General features: G+C 71.1%; 12 protein-coding genes. All 12 read left to right on the top strand.

Annotated features, from left to right (window positions below; all coding sequences use genetic code 11):
• The first annotated feature begins 332 nt into the window (after positions 1 to 332).
• The 12 genes from ACGFX9_RS27080 (at position 333) to ACGFX9_RS27025 (ending at position 21,151) form a co-directional block, all read left to right on the top strand.
• The gene (locus ACGFX9_RS27080; RefSeq protein ID WP_393477146.1) at positions 333 to 3,653 is read left to right on the top strand and encodes an amino acid adenylation domain-containing protein; all 3,321 of its coding nucleotides are present in this window, start codon (positions 333 to 335) and stop codon (positions 3,651 to 3,653) included.
• Positions 3,650 to 6,973, top strand: coding sequence for an amino acid adenylation domain-containing protein (locus tag ACGFX9_RS27075; RefSeq protein WP_393477143.1), 3,324 nt, complete (start codon positions 3,650 to 3,652; stop codon positions 6,971 to 6,973). The genes ACGFX9_RS27080 and ACGFX9_RS27075 overlap by 4 nt, the downstream gene beginning before the upstream one ends.
• Positions 6,970 to 11,376 (top strand): amino acid adenylation domain-containing protein, encoded by a 4,407-nt coding sequence (locus ACGFX9_RS27070; protein WP_393477141.1) that lies wholly within the window; start codon positions 6,970 to 6,972, stop codon positions 11,374 to 11,376. Before ACGFX9_RS27075 ends, ACGFX9_RS27070 begins: the two co-directional genes overlap by 4 nt.
• On the top strand, positions 11,373 to 12,497 hold the full coding sequence (locus ACGFX9_RS27065; protein WP_393477138.1) for a hypothetical protein: 1,125 nt from the start codon (positions 11,373 to 11,375) through the stop codon (positions 12,495 to 12,497). Before ACGFX9_RS27070 ends, ACGFX9_RS27065 begins: the two co-directional genes overlap by 4 nt.
• The gene (locus ACGFX9_RS27060) at positions 12,494 to 14,824 is read left to right on the top strand and encodes a M20/M25/M40 family metallo-hydrolase (RefSeq protein WP_393477135.1); all 2,331 of its coding nucleotides are present in this window, start codon (positions 12,494 to 12,496) and stop codon (positions 14,822 to 14,824) included. The genes ACGFX9_RS27065 and ACGFX9_RS27060 overlap by 4 nt, the downstream gene beginning before the upstream one ends.
• 45 nt (positions 14,825 to 14,869) lie before the next feature.
• Entirely contained in the window at positions 14,870 to 15,064 is a 195-nt protein-coding gene (locus tag ACGFX9_RS27055; RefSeq protein WP_393477132.1) for an MbtH family protein, read from the top strand.
• Between the two features lie 89 nt (positions 15,065 to 15,153).
• On the top strand, positions 15,154 to 16,176 hold the full coding sequence (locus ACGFX9_RS27050) for a methyltransferase (RefSeq protein WP_393477565.1): 1,023 nt from the start codon (positions 15,154 to 15,156) through the stop codon (positions 16,174 to 16,176).
• A gap of 73 nt (positions 16,177 to 16,249) precedes the next feature.
• Positions 16,250 to 17,317, top strand: coding sequence for a methyltransferase (locus ACGFX9_RS27045; protein ID WP_393477129.1), 1,068 nt, complete (start codon positions 16,250 to 16,252; stop codon positions 17,315 to 17,317).
• Between the two features lie 25 nt (positions 17,318 to 17,342).
• Positions 17,343 to 17,546, top strand: coding sequence for a ferredoxin (locus tag ACGFX9_RS27040; RefSeq protein WP_393477127.1), 204 nt, complete (start codon positions 17,343 to 17,345; stop codon positions 17,544 to 17,546).
• Positions 17,547 to 17,629: 83 nt separating this feature from the next.
• Positions 17,630 to 19,183 carry a fused MFS/spermidine synthase gene (locus ACGFX9_RS27035; RefSeq protein WP_393477124.1) on the top strand — a complete coding sequence of 518 codons (1,554 nt, stop codon included), beginning with the start codon at positions 17,630 to 17,632 and terminating at the stop codon, positions 19,181 to 19,183.
• Between the two features lie 28 nt (positions 19,184 to 19,211).
• A complete protein-coding gene (locus tag ACGFX9_RS27030) occupies positions 19,212 to 20,300 on the top strand; it encodes a hypothetical protein (RefSeq protein ID WP_393477121.1) in 1,089 nt (362 codons plus the stop codon).
• Positions 20,297 to 21,151 (top strand): class I SAM-dependent methyltransferase, encoded by an 855-nt coding sequence (locus ACGFX9_RS27025; protein ID WP_393477118.1) that lies wholly within the window; start codon positions 20,297 to 20,299, stop codon positions 21,149 to 21,151. Before ACGFX9_RS27030 ends, ACGFX9_RS27025 begins: the two co-directional genes overlap by 4 nt.
• Positions 21,152 to 21,268: the final 117 nt, after the last annotated feature.

Here is a 21,268-nt window from a genome sequence, read left to right as displayed (position 1 = left end):
GTACGTAGCAAAGGTGCGTGCGTAACAAAGGCGTGCGCGTAACAAAGGCGCGTGCGTAACAACCGAATGCGCTCGGGGCTTTCCCGATGTCCCGGCCGCAGAAGGCCCATGCAGCCGCTGTCGCCCACGGTCCCCGACGGGGCCGTGGGCGCGGCTTGCCTGAACTGACAGATTTGCCTCTTCTGCCGGATGGCTCAGGGTCCCCAACCCCCAATGATCCGGCCTTCCTTCCACTCGTTGACAGAGTTTCCGGCCCCCGCCCCGAACCTTCCTAACATCGCTGGGGTATCGATGCTCGGCACGCCATTCCCGAGTGGAGGAACGCAGTGCGCATGGATCGGGACACCAAAGGCGGACACCACGGCGCCTTCGCCGCGGCGCCTGCCGCACCGGACCCGCGACTGCTCGCAGCGCAGGCAACCCGCCCGGCACTGCCTCATGAGCAGGTCCTGTGCCTGGCCCAGGAACTCGACCCCCAGCGCCCCGGCCTGACACTGGCCATGGCCTTCGAGCTCGAAGGGGGATGTGCCCCGGCGCCGCTGCTCGCCGCCCTGCGTGAACTCGTCCGGCGGCACGAGGCATTGCGCACCCGTTTCGTACGCGGTGAGGACCGGTGGCTGCGCGTGGTCGACGCGGCCGAGCGAGTCGATGAGGAGCCGGAGCGCTACTGCGACCAAGAGGCGCTGCCCCCGGCAGCCGATGCCACCGCGATCAAGGCGCTGCTGGAAGAACGCTGCCGGCAGTACCCGGACCTGTCCGAAGGTGCCCTGTTCCGGGCCACGGTGCTCGTAGCACCCGACGATGACACCGCGCCGCTGAGGCTGGTCGTCCGCGCCCATCACACCGTCGCCGACCTGTGGGCGGTGGGCGTGCTGCTGATCGAGCTCTGCGAGCTCTACCGACACAATCCCGAAGCGCACGACCCGGTGTTGCCCCCGGCGGTGCCCCTGACCCACGCGCCGGTGCCGGCCGCCCGCCTTGAGCGGGCGCGGCGGTTCTGGACCGGCCTGTGGCAGGACGGGCACGACCCCCTGGACCTACCGCGTACGACCACGCCACCCGACCCCGTCCCCTCGGGGATGTCCCGGGCGACGTGCCGGGTCCCCGTCGACTTCGGGGAACCACGGACGAGTGCGCTGCGCGAGTTCGCCAAGGACTGCGGTGTCTCGAGCTATTCCGTCCTGTTCGCCGCGCAGGCCCTTGCTCTGGCCCGCCTCGGCGGCAGTGCCAGGACACCCCTGGCGGTATCCACGCACGGGCGCGACGGCACCAACGCACGCGCGGTCGGGTACGTCCTGTCCACGGGTGTCTTGCCGGTCGACACCCGCTCCGGAACCGCCCGGGACTACGTCCTGCGGGTGCACCGGATGCTGCGCGGCGCGCTGGCCAACCAGTGCCTGAGCTATCCGGATCTGGTGGCGTCGGCCGACGGCGCGAGCCCCGCCGGCATGCCGGTGCCGGAAGCCACCCTGGCGATGTTCCAGGATCCCGCGGGTCTCAAGGGCCTGGGCGCAGCCCTCTTGTCGCAGGCGACGATCCCGCCAGGCAATCTGCTGCGCACCGTCGTCCCGCCGGTCAGCGTCGGGCCGTGGCTGCTGGCCACGGCCCTCGCCGACGACGGCCGGAAGTTGTCCGGATTCGTGGACGTCGACCCGGCACACCATCCGGCATGGCTCGCCGAACGGATGGCGCAGCTGCTGCCGAACGCCGCCGACGCCCTCATCACCCATCCCGAGACACCCGTCGACGCCCTGGACGGCGTCTCATCGGCGGACCGCGAGCTGCTGGCGTGCTGGAGCAGCTCGGCGGCGGAGCCGGGGATCAGCGAAAGCACCTTGCACGGTGAGGTGTTGGACGCGGCGGCACGGCACCCGGACCGTGTCGCGGTGATCTCAGGCGACAGCGAGTTGACCTACCGCGAACTCGCCGAGAGCTCCGCGGCCTTCGCCGCGGCGGTGCGGAGCGGCGGAGCGGTCACGGGCGGCACCGTGGGCATCCTGCTGTCCCGGGGACGGGATCTCGTCCCGGCGCTGCTGGGCGTCCTGCGGGCCGGCTGCGCGTACGTCGGTCTGGATCCTTGTACGCCCTTCTCCCGCCTGGACCGCGTGGTGACCCAGGCCGGCTGCGCCACGGTGATCACCGACGAGGCGAGTGAGGATCTCGGCCGGGCGCTGCCCTGCCGGACGTTGCCCGCGGCCGATGTGCCGGCACGGCCCGCCGCGGCGATGCCGGCCGAAGTCGATGTCGCCCCCGACTCCCCGGCGTACTTGATGTTCACATCCGGCTCGACCGGGCGCCCCAAAGGGGTGGCGATCTCGCACCGGTCCGCCGTCAATCTGATGCGGTTCGGCCGGCGGAACTTCACCGGGGACGAGCTGCGCGAGTCCCTCGCGGTCAGCGGCGTCCACTTCGACCTGTCGGTGTGGGAGATCTTCCTGCCGCTGTCCGCCGGCGGGCGGGTGCGGCTGCTGGACAACGCCCTGGAGCTGATCGACCGGGCGCAGCCACCGCCCGGCACCTTCCTGAGCAGCGTTCCCTCCGCCGTGGCCACCTGTGTCAAGGAGCGGGCGCTGCCGCCGGGACTCAGGCTGATCACCATGGGCGGGGACACCATCGGCGGAACCCTGGTCAGGGACATCGCCGCTCAGTGCCCGCAGGCCCGGATCGTGGCCATGTACGGGCCGACCGAGACCACCACCTACATGACCTGGTCCGAAGTCGGCCCGGCCACGGGCGACCCGGTGCCGTTGGGCCGCCCGTTCGGCGGCACGACGCTGAAGGTGGTGGACGAACAGCTGCGGGAGGTGCCCCTGGGCGCCACCGGCGAACTGCTCATCGGCGGCCCCTGCGTGGCGCTGGGCTACGTCGGCGAAGCGGCGCTCACCGCGGCCCGTTTCATCCCCGATCCCGACCGCCCCGGCGAGCGCCTCTACCGATCCGGCGACCTGGTGCGCTGGCGTCCGGACGGGCTGCTGGACTTCGCCGGCCGGGTCGATCACCAGGTGAAGATCCGCGGCTTCCGCATCGAACTCGGCGAAGTCGAAGCAGGCCTGCGCGAGACGGCACCCCTGCACGAAGCCGTCGTACACGCCGTCGACAGAGGCGCGGAGCGCCAGCTCCTGGCCGCTCTGGTCCCCGCCGAGCCGGTACCGGAGGACCCCACCGTCTGGCTGCGTGAGGTACGCGAGCGGCTCGCCACCCGGGTGCCGGGGTACATGGTGCCCTCCGAGTACGCGGTGCTCGCGCAGGTCCCGAAGAACCGCAACGGCAAACCCGACCGGCAGCGCCTGGCGCTGCTGCCCGCCGTGCGGATCGGGCACGGCGAGGACGCCCCCCTCAGCGGAGCGGTACAGGAACGGCTTGGCGGGCTCTGGCGCGAGCTGCTCGGCCTGCCCGCCGTCGGCGCCCGGGACGACTTCTTCGCGGTGGGCGGCCACTCGTTGCTGCTGGCCCGGCTGGCCCGGCTCGTCGCCGCTGAGTTCGGCGTCGACGTCCAGGTGGCCCAGCTGTGGAACGCCCGCACCATCGCCGACCAGGAAGCCGTGGTGGCCGCGGCACCCGGCTGCGCGCCCGGCCATGTCGACCGGCCCGTACGCCGCCTGGATCGCAGCCGCCACGTGCACCAGCCGCAGACCTGGCAGGAGGCCCGATGACCACCATCCCGATCCAGGGCGATCTCACCTTCCCCAGCAGCCCGGGACAGCGGCGGCTGTGGTTCCTGCACCAGGTGAGCCCGGAGTCCGTGCCCGCCTACGCGCTCGCCGTCCGCGTCGATTTGCACGGCGAACTGCACCACGACGACCTGCAGTACGCGCTCAACCAGCTCGCGACCCGGCACGAGGCGGTGCGCACCGCCCTGCGCCAAGACGAGGACGCACTGCACCAGGTCGTCCAGGAAGGTGTCTCCCTCGTCTTGCAGGAGGTGGACCTGAGCGGCCACAGCGCCGAGGACCGCGAGCTCGAACTCGCCCAGTTGCTGCGGCACTTGGCACGGCGGGGATGGGACCTGGGCCGGGCCCCGCTGCTGCGCGCCACCGTGGTGCGGCTGAGCGCGGAGCACGCGGTGCTGGGTCTGTGCGTGCACCACGCTGTGTGCGACGGCCTGTCGCTGCAGCTGCTGCTGAAGGAGGTACTCGAAACCTATCGGCAGAGGCGTACCGGAGAGGCGCCTACCGAAGGTGAAGTGCCGCTGCAGTTCGCCGACTTCGTCGTCTGGAACGCGGGGGGAGAGGACCCGGACGACGCCTGGCGAGCCCGGCACCAGGAGCTGCTGGACGCCTGGTGTGAGCGCCTGGCCGGGCTCCCGGACGGCATCGACCTGCCGATAGACCGGCGCCGTCCGGCGACCCAGAGCTTCGAGGGCGCCCGGTTGCCCGTCACGCTCGGACGCGAGGACACCGAGCGGCTGCGCCGGGTGGCCACCGACCACGGCGTCAGCCTCTCCTCGCTGCTCTTGACGGCCTACCTCACCGTGTTGCACCACGCCACCGGCAGCGACGACATCGCGGTGGGCATTCCGGTGGCCAACCGCTGCCGCCCTGAACTGGACGCCACAGTCGGCTACTTGGCCAATACGTGCGTGCTGCGCACCCGGTTCGGTGCCGCGCGCAGCTTGCGGCAGCTCACCCGCGAGGTGCACGAGGACATCGGGTGGCTGATGCAACACTCCGACCTGCCCTTCGGTGATCTGGTGGAGGCGCTCAACCCCCCTCGGCTGCTGGACCGTAATCCGCTGTTCTCGGTGATGTTCGGCTTCCAGCCCGACGCGGCCCGCCGCTACCAACTGCCGGGCCTGCAAGCGGAGTGGGCCGACCTGGACACCGGCACCGCCCGGCTCGATCTGTCCCTGTTCCTCTTCGAAGAACCCCATGGCACCGTCAGCGGGTTCCTGGAGTACGCCACCGCGCTCTTCGACACCGCCACCGTCGAACGGCTGGGGCGCTACCTGCACCTGGTCCTCGCGTGCCTGGCCGACCGCCCCGACTGCGACGTCTCCACCGCCTTGTCGCAGGCGGCCACGCCGTGGCCCCGGCCCGCCGCGCACCCCGGTGATGCGTCCACTGTGGCCGACCGCATCGCGGAACAGATACGGATCCGGCCCGACGCGCCCGCACTGCGGGACGAGACCGCCGCGTTGACCTACCGGCAACTCGACGCCTGCGTCTGTGCCGCGGCGGCCCGGCTGCGGGCAGCGGGCGCCGGGCCTGGCCGGAGCGTGGCGGTGCACACCCCCCGCGGTATCGGAACGGTCGTCAGCATGCTCGCCGCCTGGCGCACCGGCGCCGTGTACGTGCCGCTGGACCCGGCGCTGCCCGCCGAGCGGCGACGGCTGATCATCCGGCAGGCCGCCCCGGCCGTTGTCGTGACCGCACCGGAGGGCGGAGAGGGGCCGCAGCAGCCGCCGGTCGAGCACGATGCCGACGCCGCCGTGCTGGTGCCGGTCGACAGCCTGTTCCAGCCCGCGGCGAAGGGGGCGGACGGAGCGGAGGGTGATCGGGTGCCCCACCGGCCCGAAGCCGTCGCGTACTTGATGTTCACCTCCGGCTCGACCGGCGAGCCGAAGGCCATTGCCGTCACCCACGCCAACCTCGCCTATTTCCTCGCAGCGGTCACCGACGTGACAGGTCTTGCCGACGACGACACGCTGCTCGCGCTGACCACACACGCCTTCGACATCTCCCTGCTGGAACTGCTAGCTCCGCTGAGCGTCGGCGGCACCGTGGTGGTCGCCCCCCAGTCGCTGCTGCGCAACGGAACGGAGTTGCGCCGTCGGCTGGACGCGCCGCAGGTCACGGTGGCCCAGGCGACGCCGGCGACCTGGCGGCTGCTGGCGGACGCGGGATGGCGGCCCCGGCCGGACTTCACGGTGCTGTGCGGGGGCGAGGCGCTCCCGCCGGACCTGGCGGACATCCTGGCCGAAGGTGCCGCCGCCTGCTGGAACCTGTACGGCCCCACCGAGACCACGGTGTGGTCCTGTGCCGGCCGGGTCCGCGGCGGCGCCCCCGTCCATCTGGGCCACCCGCTGCCCGGTACCACCGTGGTCATCGTCGACGGGGACATGGAGCCGGTGCCCGAGGGCACCAGCGGCGAACTGCTCATCGCGGGCCCTGGTGTCGCGGCCGGCTACGCGCACCGTGGCGCTCTGACGGCGTCCCGCTTCCTGCCCGACCCTTCCGGAGCGGGCGCCCGGCTGTATCGCACGGGCGACAAGGTGCGCCGACGGGCCGACGGCTGCCTGGAGTTCCTCGGCCGCATCGACGATCAGGTCAAGGTCCGGGGCCACCGGATCGAACTTGCCGAGGTCGAGCACGTCCTGCGTACCGCCCCCGGTGTCAGTGACGCCGCTGCCGCGCTGCTCGGGCAGGGCGGCGACGCGTTGCTCGGCGCCTGGCTGGTGCCCCGGACAGGCATCGATGCGAGTGCGCAATGGGCCGCTGACGTACGCCGCCACGCCGCCGCGCGGCTGCCGAGCGCGGCCGTGCCCGCACGCTTTTACGCCGTGGGCGCCATCGCCTTGACCCCGCACGGCAAGACCGACCGCCGGGCGCTGGCCCACAAGGGGACACGGCTGGAGACGGTGTCGGAGCGGATCGCCCCCCGTAACCGGACGGAAGAGTGGGTCGCGACGCTGTGGGAGCAGCTCCTGGACGTCGGCGACATCGGGGCCACCGACGACTTCTTCTTCCTCGGCGGTCATTCCCTCCTGGTCAGCCAGATGATTCAGCGGATCAAAGCCGCGTTCGGCGTCACCGTCCCGACGGCTGAGATCTTCCTGGATCCCACGGTCGCGGGCATCGCGCGCTCGGTGGCGGCTCTGACCGGACACACCGTGCGGCCCGCCGTCCCCGCTGCCCCCTCTGCGCCGTCTGCGCGAGGTGAGGAGAGCGACTGGGACTTCGACCGCGTCACCCGTATTCCGACCGCACCGTCCCGACTGCCGACTTCCGGACAGGCCGAGGTGAGTGACCAGTGACCAGTGGAGACCGCAGCACCGACTTCTCCCGTGACCTCGCCCGGGTGATGGCCGAAAGCCAGGCCGACCTGGCGGACTCCCTGTCCGCCGAACAGCGCCGCTGGTGGCTGCTGAACCGGATGGCGCCGGGCTGCCCGAGCACGGTGGTGGCCCGCTACCGGCTGAGCGGGCCGGTGGACGTCACCGCCGTACAGCGGCGGCTCGCCGGCCTGGCCGCCGCTCAAGAGGCGTTGCGCAGCGTGTTCCTGGAGGTCGCCGCCCGGCCGGTCCGGCTCGTCCTGCCCCTCGCTGATCTGTCGCTGCGCTCGGTGGATCTGACGAAGAGCCCCGATCCGGACGCACAGGCGCTCCAGCTCAGCGCCCGAAGCGCCGACGAGCCCTTCGACCTCCGGCGCGGGCCGTTGCTGCGGGTGAGCCTGCTGCGGCTGCGAGCGGAGGAGTGGGAGGTCTTCCTCGTCGCCCATCGCCTCATCGCCGACGCGACATCGCTCGACACCATCGCCGCCTGTCTGGCCGGTGCCGGGCAGCCGGCCCCGACCGCGCTGTCGCAGGCTCTCACGGAACGTCGGGAGCACTGGTCGGCCGGCGAACACGCGGCGGCCGCGGCGCAGATGGGCCGTCTGCTGTCCGGCCCGGCCGCCCGTGAGGTCCCCAGCCCGCGTCCGCGTGCGGAGGTCAAGGGGCACCAACGGGCGGCGGAAATCCTGGAGTTGTCGTATGCGCCCGCAGTAAACCGCGTGGACACCGAGCAGTTCGCGCGCCGCACTGTGGCGGCTTGGCTGGCGGTGCTGATGCGCTATCAGGCGGCGGATGCGGCCCAGTGCGGCGTGCACCTGGAAGCACGTGGCCGGGCGCCGGGGCTCCTCGGCCCGTTGGACGACATCCGTGCGGTACGTGCCGAGCTGCCGGAGGGCGGCGACATGGCGGAGCTCCTGGAGCGCACCGGGCGCGCGCTGGAGGCGTCGCGTGGTGCGCTGCCCTTCGCCCGCCTGTTGGAACTCAGCCCGCCCGCACGTGATCTGAGCAGAACGCCGTACGTGCAAACGGCCCTGCGGGTGGTCGACGCGCGCACCCCGCTCGCGGTCGAACACGGCGTGCTCGCAGCCGAGCCGACCGAGGTCACCAGCGGGGAGCACGACATCGACCTGACGGTGTGGGTACAACCCGCCGTGGTGAGCCTGCAGTTCGACTACGACGCCGCTCTGTACACGCCGGAGGACATCTGGAGTGTGGGCAACAGCCTCCTCGCGGTGCTGCAGCCCATGTTGCTGGGGGAGGGGCGCGCGACCGCCCCGGTCTTCGAACTGCCGCTGCTGACCGGCCCCGACGCCGGCGTCTCGTGCGGCCGTGGGGATCAGTACCCGCTGCCGCCGGACACCTTGGTGGATCTCGTGGCCGCCCACGCAGAGGACCCTCGGACCGCCGGACGAGCCGCCATCCGCCGGGGGGAGCGGCAGCTGAGCTACCGGGACCTGTGGCGGCGGGCCGGCACCATCGCCGCCGCCCTGCAGCAGCGGGGCGTCACCCGCGGCGATCGCGTCGCGGTGTGCCTGGGCCGGGAGGTCGACGCGGTGGCCGCCGAGCTGGCGGTGCTGCGCTGCGGAGCCGCCTTCGTGCCGGTGGACCCGCATCATCCGGCCGAGCGGGTGCACCACCAGGTCACCGACTCAGGCGCTGTCCTCGCGCTGGCGCGGACGGCCGACGCGGTGCCGCTGCCGGCCGGGGTGGCCTGCCTGCCGGTGGAGGAGATCGACGGCTCGGACCGGGAGCCCGTGGCCGTCCCCGTGACCCCGCACGACGTGGCGTACGTCATCTACACCTCCGGCAGCACCGGCCGCCCCAAAGGCGTCGTCGTCCCGCACCGCAATGTGGTCAACAACATCTGCTGGCGCCGCCGGATCTGGGACGTGGGAGCCGATGACCGCGTCCTGCACAATCACCCGTTGAGCTTCGACCCCTCGGTGTGGGCGGTGTTCTGGCCGCTGAGTGTCGGCGCCACCATCGTCCTGGCCGGTGAGGACGAGCTCGACGACCCCGCAGCCCTGCTGCGCCTGGTGCGGGACGAGGGTGTGAGCGTCATCGGCGGCGTCCCCTCCTTGCTGACCCTGCTCCTCGAGCACCCGGCGGTCGGCGAAGCGACCAAGGTGCGGCTGCTGCTCAGCGGCGCCGAGCCGCTGGAGCCGTCGCTGGTCCGGCGCGCGCGGGAGGTCTGGTCGGCCGAGGTCGCCAACCTCTACGGCCCCACCGAGACCACCATCGACGCCACCGCCCACCTGACCGGGAGCACGACGGGCGACGTCGTGCCCATAGGCCGCCCCATCGACAACGTGGACGTGCACATCCTCGACGCCGACCTGCGGCCGCTGCCCGACATGGTGCCCGGCGAAATCATGATCGGCGGAGCGGGCGTCGCACTCGGCTACCAGGGCCGGTCCGTCCTGACCGCGGAGCGTTTCCTGCCCGATCCCTACGGAGAGCCGGGGGGCCGGCTGTATCGCACCGGGGACCTGGGCCGGCGGCTGCCGGACGGAGAGATCACGTTCCTCGGCCGCGTCGACGAGCAGGTGAAGATCCGCGGTCACCGGGTCGAGCCGCGCGAGATCGAAGCGGCCCTAGCCCAGTGCCCGCAGGTCACCGCCGCCGCCGTGGTCCCCGTCAGGCCGGGCACCCCGGACGCGGGCCTGGCCGCGGCGATCATCCGCAGCCCCGGGTCCGACGACGCCCCCACGGCAACGACCATCGCGCAACTGCGCGCCACGCTCGGCCAATGGCTGCCCGCCTACCTCGTCCCCGACACCGTCCGCGTCGTCAAGGACCTGCCCCGAACCGCCACCGGCAAGATCGACCGCCGGGCGCTGGCCGAGGAGTTCCGGGACGCGCAGCGCCCCACCACGCCGGTGCATACCGCCGCCCGCACCCCCCTGGAAGTCGCCGTGGCCGAGGACTTCTGCCGCGTGCTCGGCGTCGACGCCATCGACGTACACGCCGACTTCTTCGCCTCGGGCGGCACCTCCTTGATGCTCGCGCGACTGGCGACGCTGCTGGAGAGGCGGCATGCCATCGCAGTGCCGCTGCACGAATTCTTCCGCGTCCCGACCGTGGCCGGCGTGACGGAGACCATCGAGGAGTACGGACGCGGCGGCCTGGCCGCCGTCCTGGGCCGACAGCACGCCGCCACCCTGGAAGGGGACGGGCACCTGGACGAATCGGTGCGCCCCGACGGTCTGCCGCACGCCGACTGGCACCACCCGCGGCGGATTCTGCTGACCGGCGCCACCGGCTACCTGGGGCTGCATCTGCTGGAAGAACTCCTGCGCCGTACCGACGCGGAGATCGTCTGCCTGTGCCGCGCCGACGACGAGGCGCACGCCGGACAGCGCCTGCGGCAGGGGTTCGCGGACTACGAGATCGACGCCGCGGACCAACTGCACCGGGTGCGTTGCGTGGTCGGCGACCTGGCCCAGGAGCGCCTGGGGCTGGACGGGGCCACCTGGAGGGACCTGGCCGCCACGGTGGACGTCATCTACCACAATGGCGCCCTGGTCAACTTCGTCTACCCCTACTCGGCGTTGAAGGCCCCCAACGTCGGTGGCACCCAACAGGTGCTGACGCTGGCCTGCACCACCCGCCTGAAGGCCGTCCACCACGTGTCGACGATCGACACCCTGCTGGCCACCCACACCCCCCGGCCCTTCCTGGAGGACGACACCCCGCTGCGGTCGGCCGTGCACGTCCCCGCCGGGTACACCGGCAGCAAGTGGGTCGCCGAGAAAGTCGTCGACGTCGCCCGCCGCCGCGGCATCCCGGTGACCGTATTCCGGCCGGGACTGATTCTGGGGCACACCCGCACCGGGGCGACGCAGTCCACCGACTACCTGCTGGTCGCCTTCCGCGGCTATCTGCCCATGGCCGTCCTCCCGGACTACCCGCGCATCTTCGACACCGTCCCGGTCGACTACGTCGCCTCCGCGATCGTGCACATCTCGCTCGACTCCCGTGCGCTGGGCGGCTTCCACCACCTGTTCAACCCGGACCCGGTCACGCTGCGGACGTTCTGCGACTGGTTGCGCGAGTACGGCTACCGCTTCGACATCGTGCCCTTCGAAGAAGGCAGAAGGCGCGCCCTGGAGACCGGACCCGGGCATCCGCTCTCTCCGATCCTTCCGCTCATCCGGGACGCCGAGGCCGATCCGCACCGTGCACTGGACCCCAAGTTCATCGACGAGTTGGAGCCGGACCGTGAGTGCGCCAACACCCTGCGGCTGCTGGAGGGCAGCGGCATCCAGTGCCCTCCCGCCGGCCGGGCCGACGCCTTCGGCGTCATGGACTACCTGGTCCGCACCGGGTTCCTGCCCCGGCCCGAGGACGGACCGGCAGCCACGAGCGAGGGGGAGGGCCGATGACCGACTATCTGCCTGACGTGGCCACCGTCCCCTTCATCTTGGGGCGCCCCGAAGACCTGCCCGACTCCATCCCCGCCATCGAAGCGGCTGTGCCCGGGACGGCCGTTGCGCTCGCCGCCCGGATCTCCGACCCGGCGGCACGCACCGGCCTGGGGGCGCTGCGTGCGGCGGTGGCCGCGGCCCGCGGCGACTTGGGCCCCGTGAGCGGCACCCCGATCGGCGAGGACGCGCAGGAAACGCGCCCCAACCGGGACAACGATCTGGCGTTCGGTATCGAGCGGCGCCGCGGGGAGCCACTGTCGCTGCTGCTCGCGGCCCTGCTGGCCGCGTGCGAGGGAGCCCTGGAACTCGTCGACGACCAGGGCACGGGCCTGGATAGCGGCGATTGGCAGGACCTGGTGGACGGGTTCGACGTGTCGGCCCGGTGGATCGCTTCCCCCCGTCAGGTGCCCGGCCGTCTGCCCGCGCCCGCGCCGCGACCCGTACGGCGCAGCTCTCCTATGGACGGGCTGCGCCGGTGGGTGCGCGGCCACCACATCTTCATGGTCTTCGCGCAGGGCTGCTGTCTGGCCGTCTCGGGCCTGGCAGCGGCCGAGCGGGACGGGGACCGGGAGGCGGCGGCGGTCGCGGCGGCCGTCGCGACGCGCATGATGCGCGCGAGCCGGGCGGCCCTGCGCTTCGCCGGGGATGCCACCGAGACCCAGTACCAGGGCGAGATCAGGCCTACGTTGATGCCTCCGGTGGCGCCGCCGCAGATGAGCGGGCTGCGCTGGCGTGATCACGAGGCTTTGGTGAGGGCTCTGGGCGCCGCAGGCTCGGCCTGGGCGTGGTTGGGGGCGGAGCAGCCGGGACTCCTTGAGGCGTTCCGCTCGGCGCTCGACACCACCTATGACGCTCACAAGGGGGTGTGCGGGCATTTCGTCGGCAGCCAGTCTCCCAGCCTGCTGGCCACTACCCGGTCCGGTCGGCCCGCGGTGGGCGTGATCGAGCAATTCCACCGGATCCGGGCCGACTTGTTGCCCGATCCCGCCGACGTATCCGATTCCGCCGAAGCATCCGATCCTGCCGACGCATTCGACTCCGGCGAGGGTTCCGGCGGCGGGCGAGAGGAGGAGCGGTGAGGCACATCCTGACGCGAGCCGCACGCCAAGGGGCAGCCGCTGCGCCCGCGGTGGCCGCGACGGCGGTCGCCTTCTGGGCCACTCGCGGTCTGCGTCCCCCGCCTCCGCGACGTGGCGGCGTGGGCCCCGGGGAGTTCTCCGTTGCCCGCGCCGCGCGGGACCTGAGGCAGATCGCACAGGCGCCACGGCCGAGCGGTTCCGCCCAGGCCGATGCCGTCCGCAGCTACCTGGTCGGCCGGTTGACCGAGTTCGGCCTGGAGGTGGAAGAGCAGGAGGCCGTGGGCGTGGGGGTGAGCACGCCCACGCCGTACGGGCCGCGCTATCTGGGGGCCGGCCGGGTCCGCAACGTCGTCGCCCGGCTGCGGGGGACCTGCCCCGGCAGTGCGGTGGCCCTGTTCAGTCACTACGACTCCGTTGCCCAGGGCCCTGGCGCCAGCGACGCCGGGGTGCCGGTCGCCGCCCTGCTGGAGGCCGTTCGTGCGCTGGCCCAGGGCCCGGCGCCGGCCAACGACGTGATGGTGGTGCTCACCGACGGCGAGGAGTGCGGGCTGCTCGGCGCCCGGGCCTTCTTCGCCGAGCATCCGTGGGCCGGTTCCGTCGAGGCGGTGCTGAACTTCGAGGCCCGGGGCACCAAGGGCCCCGTGTTGATGTTCGAGACGGGGGAGGGGAACGGTCCGCTCATCGAGCACCTCGCCGACTGCGGCGTGCCTGCCTTCGCCAGCTCCCTCTTCTACGAGGTCTACAGGCGGCTGCCGAACGCCACCGACTTCTCCGTGGCCAAGGAAGCCGGCGTCCCCGGCATGAACTTCGCCAACATCGGCGACTTCATCCACTACCACGGTCCCGCCGACGACCTCGATCACGTAGATGACGGCACCTTCTCTCACCATGGCACGCTCGCGCTCGCTCTCGCCGAGCGCCTGGGCCGTACGCCTCTGCGGACCCTGCACGGGTCGGATGCCACCTACTTCACCCTCGGTCACGGCACTCTGGTGAGCTACGGCGTGAGGAGCACCCGGCTGTGCGCCGCGGCGGCCGGTGCCTTGTGGCTGTGGAGTACTCGTCGAGGGAGCGACAGCCTTCGTGAAGCCCTGTTCGGAGCCGGGGGAGCGGTGCCGGCCGCCGCGGGGACAGCGGTTCGGCTCGCGGCCGGGGCGGTGGCCTCCACCCTGCTGATGACCGCGGCCCGGCGGATCAGTCCCGAGTCGCGCCGCGGCGGCGACTTCTACGACGCCGATCTCCTGTACGGGGCGCTGGCTTGCGGGGTGGCGTCCACCGCCCTGGTGGGCAAGGACGCGGCCGGGCAGCGCGGCAGCGGCGCGCGGACCATCCTGGCGGCCGCGGGAACGGCCCTGACCGCCACGCTGCCCGGCGGCAGTTACCTCGCCGCCTGGCCGCTGCTCGCGAGTGCGGCGGGCACGGTGTGCGGGCGGGGCTCGGCGCCGGTTCGGGCAGCCGCGGCCGCCACCAGCGCGGTGCCCGCCCTGCTGCTGCTTCCTCCGTTGTCCCGGCTGCTGTACCAGGCGCTGACGCCGAGGATGGCCGCCGGCGCGGTGCTGGCACTGCAGCTCACCGGAGAACTGGCGGCGCCGACGCTGACGGTGCTCCCGACGCGGGCGCGCCGCGGACTGGCCCTGGCCCTGGCCGCGGCCGGCGCCGTCACCGCGGCGGTGGCCCTGGGCCGGGGCCGCGGCGACGGCACCAAGCCGGTGCCCGAGAGCCTGAGTTGGCTGGCCGACGCCGACACTGGCGAGGTGTGGTGGCTCACGACGGACCCCGCCCCCAACCCATGGACGCGCCGAGCGTTGGGCAACGCCTGTCGCACCGGGCGGCTCGAGACGTACTTCCCAGGCTGGACCCGCGACTTCCACTTCGCGCCTGCTCCCGCGCTCACGGATGACCTGGCGGCGCCCGAGCTGACGGTCCTTGACGAGCAGGACACCGCGGAGGGACGACGCATCACGGCGCGTGTCCGCTCGCCCCGCGGAGCCCGGCAGTTGTCACTGGCCATCGCTGACGGCGACGTACGCCGATGGGCGGTCGATGGCCGGGCCGTCACCCGCGAACAGGCCGGCATCGGTGACAAGGGCGAGCCGTGGGAGCTGTGGCTCCACGCGGGAAGCGCGGAAGGGTTCCTGCTTGAGCTGGAGTTGCCCCACAAGCCCGTCTCGGTGCGCCTGCTCGACCGCGACGACGGGCTGCCGCAGGAGGCTCGCGAGCGCTTGCTGGCGCACGGGCCGGAGCCTGCCGGACGCATCGTGGCCGCGGCCCTGGACGTGGAGTCCTGGGGCAACGCCACCTTCGTCAGCACACAGACGCAGCTGTGAATCCACCTGCTGTGAACCACACCCGCCGACGAGGAGGTAACACCCATGGCGGCCTTTCTCGGTGACGACGACACCGTGGCCTGTGTCGTCGTCATCAACGACGCCGGCCAGTACTCGATCTGGCCGGCGGGGCGGGAGACACCCGCCGGCTGGCAGGGCACCGGCTTCGCCGGCAGCCGCGCCGAATGCCTCACCCACATCGACGAGATATGGACCGATCCGGTCGCGTTCCACACCTGACCGCGGCGCGATCCCCTCGCGCCTGAATCCAAAGGAGTCGAACATTGAACACACGACTGCGTGAGAACAGTGGCGCCACCTCGCTGGACATGGACGGCCTGTCCTACATCCTCTTCGGGCACGCCGCGTTCCAGTACCTCAACGCCGCCTGCGAACTCGGCCTGCCCGAACTGCTCGACGTACGCAGGGAGGCGAGCAGGGAGGAGATCGGCGAAGCCCTGGACCTCGCCGACCGCGCCGCCGACATCCTGCTGCTGGGATGCACCTCACTCGGCATCATCGAGCGGAAGGAGGCGAACGGCCGCTACCGGCTGGCGCCGGTGGTGCAGCAACTGATGGCCGAGGGCGACTGGCAGCGCTTCAAGGACACGGTCGCTTTCGAGCAGCACATCGTCTACGAGGGCCAGCTGGACTTCACCGACTCCTTGCGGGAGAACCGCAACGTGGGTCTGCGCCGGGTGCGCGGTTCCGGCCGCGATCTGTATCACCGGCTCTCGGAAAACCCGCACATGGAGCAGGTCTTCTACCGCTACATGCGCTCCTGGTCGGAGCTGGCCAACAAGCACCTGGTGGAGGAGCTGGACCTGTCCGGTGCGAAACACCTGCTGGACTGCGGTGGTGGCGACGCGGTCAACGCCATCGCGCTGGCCAAGGCCAATCCGCATCTGGAGATCACGGTGTTCGAGATCCCGGCCTCCCGCACCATCGCCGAGGGGAAGATCGCCCAGGCGGGGGTCGGGGACCAGGTGTCGGTGGTGACCGGTGACATGTTCCGCGATCCGTTGCCGACCGGCTGCGACGTGGTGATGTTCGCCCATCAGCTTGTCATCTGGACGCTGGAGGAGAACACCGCGCTGATGCGGCGGGCCTACGAAGCCCTGCCCGAGGACGGCAAGTTGGTCGTCTTCAACTCCATGTCCAACGACGAAGGCGACGGTCCGGTGGTCGCGGCCCTGGACAGTGTCTACTTCGCTTCGCTGCCCGCCGAAGGCGGAATGATCTACTCCTGGGAGCAGCACGAGAAGTGCCTTGAGGCGGCCGGTTTCCACTCCGCCAAGCGCATTCCCTTCCCCGGGTGGACCCCGCACGGCGTCATCGTCGCGTCGAAGTAGTCCACCGCACCCGTGCCGGTATGGCCGGGGCGGCGGCCCCGGAGCGGGGGCGCCGCCCCGGAGGGACAAGCCGATGGCAGGAGATGAGGGCATGTTCGACGACGCACCGCGCGACCACGCCACCCAGATGCGGATGTTGCTGTACAGCCAGCTGGTCTCCAGGTCCGTCAGCGTCCTGGTCCGCCTGCAGATCCCCGAGCAGTTGTCCGGGCGAAGCCGCAGCGTTCAGGCACTGGCCGATCACACGGGAGCCCATCCGCTGGCCCTGGAACGGCTGTTGCGGGCGTTGGTGCCCTTCGGAGTACTTGCCGAGGAGGCGCCCGGGGTGTTCGCCCTGACCCCTTTGGGCGCCACTCTGCGGCCGGACGCCGTCGGCTCCGCACGGCCGACGGCCCAGTTGCTGGCCGGCGAGATCGGTACCACCTGGACGCAGCTGGAGTACACGGCACGCACCGGGCAGTCGGCCTTCCAACAGGTCTATGGCAGCGATCTGTTCGCCTACCTGGAGCAGCAGCCCGAGCTGCGGGAGATCTTCGACAGATCGCAGGCGGCGGGGCTCAGTCTGGAGACGGACGAGATATTCTCCTCGATCTCCTTCGACGGCTACCGGCACATCGTGGACGTCGGCGGCGGTGACGGGGCTCTGCTGTGCGCGGTGCTGGAGCGCGCTCCGGGCAGCGTGGGCACCCTGGTGGACCTGGCCGGCACGGTTTCGCTGGCGGAAAAACGCATCGCCGAGGAGGAGCTGACGCACCGGTGTGCCGCTGTGGTGGGGGACTTCTTCGACAGTGTCCCGGCCGGCAAGGACCTCTACCTGCTCAGCCACATCCTCCACGACTGGGACGACGGCAATGCCTTGCGGATCTTGCGCACATGCCGTGCGGCGCTGCCGGAGCACGGCCGGATCATGGTGATCGACCTGGTCACCGATGGCTGCCGGTCGGCCGATGGCGGTGCGGGAGGCCATCAACTGCCGGCGGTGATGGATCTGTACATGCTGTCCCTCTTCGGCGCCTCGGGCGGCCGCGAACGTACCCGCGCCGCCTTTGCCACGCTGCTGGCCGACGCGGGCCTGGTGGAGACGGAAGTGCGGGTCCTGCCCAGCGGTATGGCCGTGATCACCGCGTGCCGGGGTGACTGACGGGGTGGGAGAAGTGCGAGGAGCCATGCGTATTACAGCCGACCGGACGCGGTGCGTGGGCAGCGGCCTGTGCGCGGAGCGACTGCCCGGCGTTTTCGATCAGGACGACGACGCTCTGGTGCTGCTCGGGGCAGAAGAGGTGCCCCCCGAGCTCCGGCAGGACGTCGAGGAGGTCGTGCAGCGGTGTCCCACGCAAGCACTTGCCCTGCTCACCGACCGGACCGGCTGACGGCCCGCCGAGCTGCCGGACACCGGCCGACCGCGGCGGCCCCCTTGGAAGTTGACGCATCAGAGCACTGACCGGGAGGCGCAATGTCCCATGTGAGGCAAGAGGAACAGACACAGACCACCCCCCAACGCCAGGAGGCCCCGGCCACGGCGATGCCGCCGCTGGCGGCGGCACTGCTGGTGTTCGCCGCTTCGGGCGCGGTATTGATCCTGGAGAACATCGCGGTCCGGCTGGTGGCCCCGTACATCGGAATCAATCTGCAGGTGAACTCGGCCGTGATCGGTACGGCCCTGGCGTCCATCGCGCTGGGCACCTGGATCGGCGGCCGGGTCGCCGACCGGGTGCCGCCCCGCGCGGTGATCGGCTGGATGCTGATGCTCGGCGGCGTCACCACGCTGCTGGTGCTGCCCGTGGTGCGCGCGGTGGGCGGGGTGGTGAACGGCACGAGCCCGGTAGCGGTGATCACGCTCGCCGGGCTGGCCATCATCATTCCGGCCGCGCTCCTTTCCACCGTCACCCCCTTGGTCGTGAAGCTGCAACTGCACGACCTGTACCGCACCGGCAGCATCGTGGGCCGGCTCTCCAGCATCGGCACCCTCGGCGGGATCCTCGCCACCTTCGTCACCGGATTCGTGCTGGTGGCCTCGTTGCGCACCAGCGTCATCCTGCTGGCGCTCGGCATCCTGCTGGTGGTGGGCGGCCTCGTCTGTCACCTGCTGCTGCGGGGCAGGTCGGCGACGCCCGCGACAGCGGCCTTCACGGTCTTCGGTGTCATCGCCACCGGCCTGACCGTCGCCGCTCCCCAGGCCTGCGACGTGGAGACCACCTACGCCTGCGCGAAGATCGAAGCCCTCAAGGGCGAGCCGTCGGTACGGGTGCTGAAGTCGAGCAACGCGGAGATCAGCCACGTCGACGTCAAGGACCCCACCCACTTGACCATGGGCTACGTCCAGGCCATCGTCGCGGCCAGCGACCTGGTCAACCCTGGCGGGCGCCTGGACGGCTTCCACATCGGCGGCGGCGGGATGACCGTGCCCACCTACCTGGAACGCACCCGCCCAGCGGGGGATCAGCTGGTCTACGAGATCGACAACGGCCTCATCCAACTGGCCAAAGACCGCCTTGAGTTCAAGGAGAGCGACCGGCTGGACGTCGTCACCGGCGACGGCCGCCAAGGTCTGCAACGCCAGCCCGCCGAGAGCCGGGACCTCGTGGTCGGTGACGCCTTCGGCTCGCACAGCCCGCCCTGGCACCTGACCACTGCCGAGACCGCGCGGCACGTCCAGCGCGTGCTCAAGCCCGGCGGCATCTACGCCCTGAACATGATTGATTTCCCGCCCGCCGACTTCGCGCGATCCGAGGCGGCGACACTGCGTTCGGTGTTCAAGAACGTCGTTCTCATCTCCTACGACGCGATCTTGGACGGGAAGGATGGCGGCAACGTCGTCGCCGTGGCCAGCGACCACCCGATCGACACGAAGGCGTTGCAGCGCAGGGTGTCCGCCCGCGACACCACCGGGCAGTTGAAAGTGGCCGACGAGCACCGCACCGCCCGCTACGCCAAGGGCGCGCAGGTACTGACCGACGACCACGCCCCCGTGGACCAGCTCATCACGGTGCCACTGCGCTACTGGTGAGGGGACCGACAACCGGAGGTCTGACCTCATGATGCGCCACGACTGCTCTCAGGGCTCGCTCCCGGAATTCGCCGACCTGCTGACCGGCTACCGGATCGCCGTGAACGAACTCGACGGGACCGAGCTGCTCAAGATGTACGAGGAGGCAGGGTTCCTCTACAAACAGAAGAGGGACATGCTCGGGAGCAACCTGGACCTCGTCCAGTCCAATTGGGACCGGGCGCTGCGCAGCCGAGACGATCTGTTCACCGTGGTCGCCTGCTCCGACGACCGTGGAGCGTGGGCGGCGATCACGCTGTGGCGGGCCGCGGAGCACACGTACGCCATGACGTCGTTGGTGTCCAACGGCAAGAACCCCTATGTCACGCGCGCGGCGGTCGTCGCCGGGTACCGCCGCCTGTGGGACGCCGGGGGCCAGTTCCGCTCGAGCTGGTTCAGACCCGAACACCCCGTCGCGGCCGACTTCGCGCGGCGGGTGGCCGAGGACCACGACAACTCCACCGTCGTGACCCTGGACTACTGCCCGTACCAGCCTGGCGGTGAAGCGGTCTCCGCCGAGATCGACATCGACATCGACATCGTGCCTCTGAGCGGCACGCTGACCGATGACCAACTGAGCCTCGTCGCCACGACGCGCGGGCCGCTGTTCGCCGCGGCGGGACAACTCACCGGGCCTGACGCCTGGTGGGAGGAGCTCAACCGGGTCTGGGGCCGCTGCGGTCTGCTCCGCTATCAAGTGCCGCTCGCCGCCTACGCCCGCGGCCGGCTCGTGGGCATCGCCCTCTGCCAGCGTGGTGCGTTCGGGATCAATCCCTCGCTGTTGGAGAACAAGTGCGACCTGCTCCTGGACCACACAGGGGATCCGGCCGTGCTGCGCAAGGCGGCGGCTACGCTCCTGCACCGCGTACGCGAGGTCTACCAGGACTTCCCGGACGTCCCCATCCCGGTCATGTCAGACCCGAATACCACCCACATCCTGAACGGCCTCGGCCTGCACCACACCCGTAAGTACGCCGAGATAATCACCACGCGGGCGGGTCTACGGCACGCCTGCCAGTCTGTTTGCGACTCCTACAGCGACCGCGAGCAGCAGCGGCGAGGGGGTGTTCGAACATGAGTTACCTCATGGAGGACGTGCGTGAAGGGCGCCGTCTGCGCGAGAAGGTCGACCCTGACGGATGGGTCCGCGCCTGGATCGAGGGACATCTGCGGCCGCGGATGAACGTCCTCGATGCCGGCTGCGGACCAGGCGTGATCGCCCGCTCGGTCGCCGAGAGCGGTGGCACCGGTGGCACCGGCGGCACCGGCGGTACCGGCGTCACCGTGACCGGCATCGACATCGGCAGCCACCGGGTCGCCGAAGCACGGCGCCATCTGGGCGACAAAGGAACTGCCCTTGAGGCTGACGTCTGCCATCTGCCGTTTCTTGACGACGCCTTCGACCTCTCCTACTGCCGACTCATGTTGCAGTTCGTGCCGGACCCGGAGGCCGCGATCCATGAACTGCGCCGCGTCACGCGGCCGGGCGGCAAGATCGTGCTGTACGAACTCGACGGGCAGCTGAACTGGAACCACCCCATCGACGACCGATTGCAGGATCTGCTCTCCCAAGTGCTCGCGGGCACCGCCAAGCGCGGCTTCGACTGGCAGGTCGGACGCAAGCTGTACACAGCGGCTGTCCGATGCGGACTGCGCGACATCGACGTCGCGGTCGAGCCCTACCACTTGATCGCGGGGAGCATCGACGCCCGGCAGCGTAGCCAGTGGGCGCTGAAATTCGACGTCGCGATGCCCACGGCAGCCGCCGCCCTGGGCAGTCGCAGGTTGGCCGAGGAGTTCTTCTCCCTGTTCATGGAACACCTGGACCGCCCAGACACCCTCACCTACAGCGTTGCCTTCGCGGTCACCGCGTCGGTTCCGTCGGTTCCGTCGATTCCGGCCAACGGCTTCGCGCGAGCAGCGGGGTGACAGAGGGCTTCTCATCCTGCGCCGGGCGGGGCCAGGCGACTGGTACGACTGACATCCGGCCCACCGGCGAGCCGGGACTCCCGGCTGGGCCGACCTCGTCGCGATCCCGCACATCTA

This window comes from Streptomyces sp. NPDC048436, assembly GCF_043200355.1.
GTDB lineage: Bacteria > Actinomycetota > Actinomycetes > Streptomycetales > Streptomycetaceae > Streptomyces.
This window is presented reverse-complemented; position numbering and strand designations above follow the sequence as displayed.